Below are 5,673 nucleotides of genomic sequence, written 5' to 3' on the forward strand. Positions count from 1 at the left end.
TGGTGCAGGCCCTGGAAAAACATGGATGGGTGCAGACAAAGGCGGCCGAGAGCCTGGGGATCAGTGAGCGTGTATTGCGTTACAAGATGAAAAAGAGCGGTATCAGAAAGGCGGGAGAATGATGAAAGAATTACGGAAGCCGGAATCAATTGATGTGGACGCATGGTGTGAATCACATCCATATATTCGTGAAATTATGCAATATCAAGAAATTGTATGGTTAAATGAACGTCAAAAAAGATGCGATGCCGTCCTGGAGAAAATGACCCTGAAAAGAAGTGATATTGATGATGCGGCGGCAAGACTCACAAGATTTGGACCCTGTATTGCAGAGTTTTTTCCTGAAACGCGGGGAAGTGGCGGCATCATTGAGTCCCCCCTTCGACTTATTCCAGCCATGCAGAGGAAAATTGAAAAAATCGGTTGCGGGTTTGGCGGCAGACTCTATCTCAAATGTGACAATCTGCTTCCCGTTTCCGGTTCCGTCAAAGCGCGCGGGGGAATATATGAAGTTCTCAAGGTGGCCGAAAAAGTGGCCCTTGATGAAGGTATTATCGGGGTTGCCGATGATTATGCCCTGCTTGCCACTGGAGAGGCACGGGAAATATTCAGGAAATTCAGTCTGGCGGTTGGCTCTACCGGGAATCTGGGCCTCAGCATCGGCCTCATGGGAGCTCGTTTCGGTTTCCGTGTCACTGTGCACATGGCCGCTGCCGCAAGGGCCTGGAAAAAAAAGCTGCTCCGTTCCCATGGGGTAAAGGTTGTTGAATACGGCGGGGATTACAGTGATGCGGTGACAAAGGGACGCGCTCTTGCTGCAGATGATTCCACCTGTCATTTTGTCGATGATGAAAATTCCACGGATCTTTTCCTGGGTTACAGTGTGGCGGCACTGAGGCTGGCGGACCAGCTCAGGGAGCGGGATATCAGGGTGGACAGGGAGCATCCTCTCTTTGTCTACCTGCCCTGCGGGGTTGGCGGTGCACCCGGAGGAATATGTTTCGGCCTGAAACACCTTTTCGGAGACGATGTTCACTGTTTCTTTGCAGAACCAACCCATGCCCCTTCCATGCTTCTCGGTCTTTTGACTGGTCTCAACGAGAAGGTATCCGTACACGATTTTGGCCTGGACGGTATAACTGAAGCCGATGGTCTTGCCGTGAGCAGACCATCCGGATTTGCAGGCAGGGCTGTTGGTCCCCTGGTCGACGGAGTGGTGACTGTTGACGATGACAGGTTATTTGCCACGCTTGCCAGACTTTCGGACAGTGAATCGATTTGGATGGAACCTTCTGCCCTGGCTGGGCTGGCAGGTGTTTCAATGGTCTGTTCAATTCGTTCCCGGCCTGGTGGAAGAACAAGCGGGTTGGCGGATACAATTAATTCTGCAACTCACATTGCCTGGGGAACCGGAGGAAGCATGGTTCCCGATGACGAAATGGCGGCCTTTTATCAAAAGGGAGCTGGACTCATGTGATCATTACACGCATTTTGCGATGCCTGAAATCAATTTATGGTGTAACTCTTCGAATTATCATGAGAATGGTTCCTTGACAGGGCGATGGAATTCTTGTAGTTATGCGTTTATGCAGAATTGACAGGGGGTTGGGCGAAGTTGCCCAATGTTGATGTGGATTATGACAGAGCGTGTAATGATGACCAGTGTTCAGGATTTTTTCGATGAAAAGATACGGTTACCTTCTCCACCCGCTATTGCGCTGAAAATTCTCCAGGCAGTCAGGAAAGATGAAAATTCCTTTGAGGAACTTGCCGGAATCATATCCGTTGACCCGGCCCTTTCCGTCAGAATCCTGAAAATCGCCAATTCATCCCTTTATGGCTTTCCCAGGCCGGTTGATTCCCTTGCCCAAGCAACAGCTCTGATAGGTACGGAGGCACTGAAAAACATAGCCCTGTCGTTTGTTATTGTTCAGGATTTCCAGGATGTTCCCCAGGGCGGTTTTGATCTGGATCTTTTCTGGCGACGGGCGGTGACGGCTGCCGTGGCAGCTGAAGTGCTGGGGCGGAAGATCGGCAGTAACGGTCAGGATCTTTTTGTTTCCTCCCTGTTGCAGGATATCGGTGTGCTGATTTTCTTTCTTTCCAGCCCGAACAAATATACCATGGTGCTGGACGATAAGAGGCTCGGAGCTGGAACACTCTGCGATATGGAAAAAGAGCAGTTTGGTCACGATCACACGGAAATAGGATATCATCTTCTTACTTCCTGGATGCTGCCTCCATCTATTTGCGGGCCGATTCGCGCCCATCATTCCATGGGTTTGGAAAATGAATATCTGCAGGAGGCAAAAATTCTGAGTTTTGCAGACAAGATTTCGTCAATGTATCACGGCCTTCACAGCAACAGTAAATTTGTTGATATCCATGCTGGGCTGGCTGAGGAATGGGGTTGCACTTCTGAAGAAGTCGATGCACTGATAGACAGTATTGGTGAGAGAGCCAGGGAAGTGATGGAACTTTTTTCCATAGATCCGGGAGAAATAAAACCTTTCACCCAGATCATGCAGGAGGCCAATGATGAATTAAGGCGGTTGAATTTTTCCTATGAGCAGATTGTCCTCGAACTCAAACAGGCGAAACTGAATGCGGAACAACTGGCGGCGGAGTTGAAAAAGGCGAACGAAAGTCTCCGGGAACTCGCCCTGCGGGATGGTCTTACCGGGTTGTATAATCACAGGTATTTTCAGGAAGTACTCGAGGCGGAATTGAGCAGGGCTTCCAGGTACGGGCATCCGCTGTCTCTGCTTTTTATTGATATTGATTATTTTAAAAAAGTAAATGACACCTACGGGCATCCGGCCGGAGACAGTATTCTCTGTGCGGTCAGTCGGTTACTTGTGAAACTTGTCCGTCACAGTGACATTGTTGCCCGATATGGCGGTGAAGAATTTGCCGTAATTATGCCGGAAACAGATTCCCGTGGAGCCAGGGTGATTGCCCAGCGGTTGAGAAGGGGGATTGGTCAGGAGCAGATTACTTACCGGGAGAGTTCCATCTCGATAACGATCAGTATAGGTCTGGCGACAACTGACGGGCGAAACCCCGTTATGGAGAGAAAAAAGCTCATTGAATCAAGTGACCGGGCTCTCTATCGGGCCAAGCAGAATGGAAGAAACAGGGTAGAAGGATAGATGGGATACAGCTGGGATTCACAGGATCTTTGTTTGTCTGCAGAATGTGCTCATGGTGCATTGGCAAAAAGAAACAGGGAGCTGGAACGGCAGTTGCTGGAAATGAAAAAGTTCCAACAGGCTTTTTTCTATGGTTCTGATGGAATGGCCATCGCCGATGACGGGGGAACATTGCTGGAAGTGAACCATGCTCTGTGTGAAATGTTTGGGTACAGCCGTGAAGAACTGCTTGGTAAACCCTGTGTCACATTCAAAGATTGGTCAGAAAATGAGGAATTTCAGCGTCGGTACGCTCTTCTTTTCCAGCAGGGGTATCTGAATGTAGAAACGGAATATCTGCACAAGGATGGCAGGGTAATTCCCGTTGAGCTGAATGCTTCAGTGTTTCGATATGATAACAGGTATCTGGTACAGATCAGTATACGGGATATCAGTTATCGCAGGGAAAAGGAAAACCTGATAAAGCGTCAGCGGGAAATCTGTTCAGCCACCGACGATCTCATGTCCTTTGTCGATCGGGACTATGTCTATCGCTTTGTCAACAGGGCCTACCTCGATACATTTAAAATAACCCTGCAGGATGTCCTTGGTCGACGGGTGGATGACCTTCTTGGCAGGGAAATTTTCGAAAAACATGTCAGAAAGCGCCTTGATCAATGTTTTTCCGGAGAAACAGTGCGCTTCCAGGGACAATTTTCTATTCCAGCCCATAAAGGGGAAAGATACCTGGATATCACCTTTTATCCCTACAGGGAACCTGGCGGAGTGCTGTCGGGCGCCATAGTTGTTATTCATGACGTAACGGATATCAAACTTGTGGAAAGATGCAGGGTCCAGGAGGGAAAACGGTACCAGCATATCCTGAGTAATGTGTCGGATGGCGTGTTTATCGTTGATGATGAATACAATATCATTCACGCCAATGCCACATTGCAGAAAAGTTTTGGCAAAGTACGTCCGGGCCGGAAATGTTTCGAGTATCTCAACCGGGCACAGAGTCCCTGTTTCTGGTGTAATAATACTCATGTTCTGCGGGGAAATACAGCCCGGTGGCAGATGAATGTCGTCGGAAAAAACCAGGTATATGAGGTCTATGAAACGCCTTTTGAGCTGTCCGAGGGAAAGACCATTAAGGTTTCTTTTTTTCGGGAAATAACTGAGCAGTACCTGGCTGAAAAAAAGCTGGCGGAGAAAAATGAGCAGTTGCAGATACTCATTGATGCTTCACCGGATCTGATCTGTTTCAAAGACGAAGAAGGACGCTGGTTGCTTGCCAACCAGGCCATACTTGATCTGTATGGTGTTTCGCTTGAAGATCTGGCGGGAAAAAAAGATAATGAATTGCCATGGAGCAGTCCTTTCCGCGAAGATATTTTCCGGAAGGGAGAAAAAAGCTGGCAGCCGGGTACTGTTTTTCGCAATGATCAGGTTGTTGTCCTGCCCGATGGTGAAGTGAAAATATATGATGTTCTTGAAGTGCCTCTGTTCGATGGAGGCGGGGAATCCAAAGGATTCATCGGTCTTGGCCGCGATATTACAGAGCGTGTGCGGGCGGAGGAAAAACTGCGGGAGGAGATGGAAGGTCATCGTCTTGCCCTGCGACAGCTTGCTGAAAAAAATGAAGAGATAAAAAATACCAATATCGCCTTGAATGTTCTGTTGAATAAGGCCGGAAATGATGGTCGCAGCACCCGAAAAAAGGCCATGGCCGATCTGAAAAGGGTTATCCTGCCGTATCTCGATCTCCTTGGGGAATATATGAAGGGCGAGACTGGTCATGAATACATTACAATCGTAAAATCTCACCTCAGTTCTTTTTCTGATTCCCATGCCGGGCTGCCCCGGTATTCTGATTTCGGTCTGACAAAAAGAGAGATCCTGGTCGCAGATTTGATCAGAAACGGGAAGAAATCCAAAGAAATTGCCTCACTTCTGGGGCTTTCTCCCCGATCAATAGAGGCCTATCGCAACAGTTTAAGAAAAAAACTCCATCTCACCGGAAAAAAAGTACGCCTCAATCATTATTTAAACAGTACTTTCTTCGTAGGGAAGTGAAATTGATCCACAGTTTAACTTTCTGAAAATTCAACTATTTTTCTTCTGACTCATTTCGTCTTTTTATAATCCAGGTAAAAAATACGGTATAAAACACAGTGTTTTTTCATGATATTGTGGTGTTGTAATTTCTTCTTATACAGCATTAAATATTATTATTCTTTGTAAGGGTTATGCAATAATTTTAAATGGTTGGGCATTGGTTTGTTAGGTGATCTGCTGTGCTGATTTACCTGGAGGTATGCATGTTGAAAAAAATAGTTCCCCATAAGATCAAGTCAATTTTCATGTTAATCGTATCAGCGGCAGTTGCGGTTATTGTCTGTGCATATATCCAGGACGATTATAAGCAGAAGCAGGCAAGAATCATGCAGCAGGAGCACTCCCTGCTTCGCTTGAGATACCTGATTCTTGAGAACTTTCTCTCTGACAAAAAAAATCAGGCAATGACGATTGCCAGTGTATA

At 47.2% G+C, this 5,673-nt stretch carries 5 protein-coding genes; all 5 read left to right on the forward strand.

All coding sequences use genetic code 11. The features are described 5' to 3' along the window. The coding region (locus ACXLDX_RS03930) for a helix-turn-helix domain-containing protein (protein WP_457575892.1) at window positions 1-122 on the forward strand (122 nt) is incomplete at its 5' end. Continuing rightward, window positions 119-1,477 (forward strand): D-serine ammonia-lyase, encoded by a 1,359-nt coding sequence (gene dsdA / locus ACXLDX_RS03935; protein WP_457575888.1) that lies wholly within the window; start codon window positions 119-121, stop codon window positions 1,475-1,477. The genes ACXLDX_RS03930 and dsdA, both read left to right, overlap by 4 nt. Window positions 1,478-1,637: 160 nt before the next feature. Continuing rightward, complete coding sequence (locus ACXLDX_RS03940; RefSeq protein WP_457575889.1) at window positions 1,638-3,152, forward strand: sensor domain-containing diguanylate cyclase; 1,515 nt, start codon at window positions 1,638-1,640, stop codon at window positions 3,150-3,152. A gap of 33 nt (window positions 3,153-3,185) precedes the next feature. Next, window positions 3,186-5,207, forward strand: coding sequence for a PAS domain S-box protein (locus ACXLDX_RS03945; protein ID WP_457575890.1), 2,022 nt, complete (start codon window positions 3,186-3,188; stop codon window positions 5,205-5,207). A 245-nt stretch (window positions 5,208-5,452) separates the two neighbouring features. Beyond that, a partial coding sequence (locus ACXLDX_RS03950) for a hypothetical protein (RefSeq protein ID WP_457575891.1) occupies window positions 5,453-5,673 on the forward strand: 221 nt, incomplete at its 3' end.

Source organism: Desulfomarina sp., from assembly GCF_054039375.1.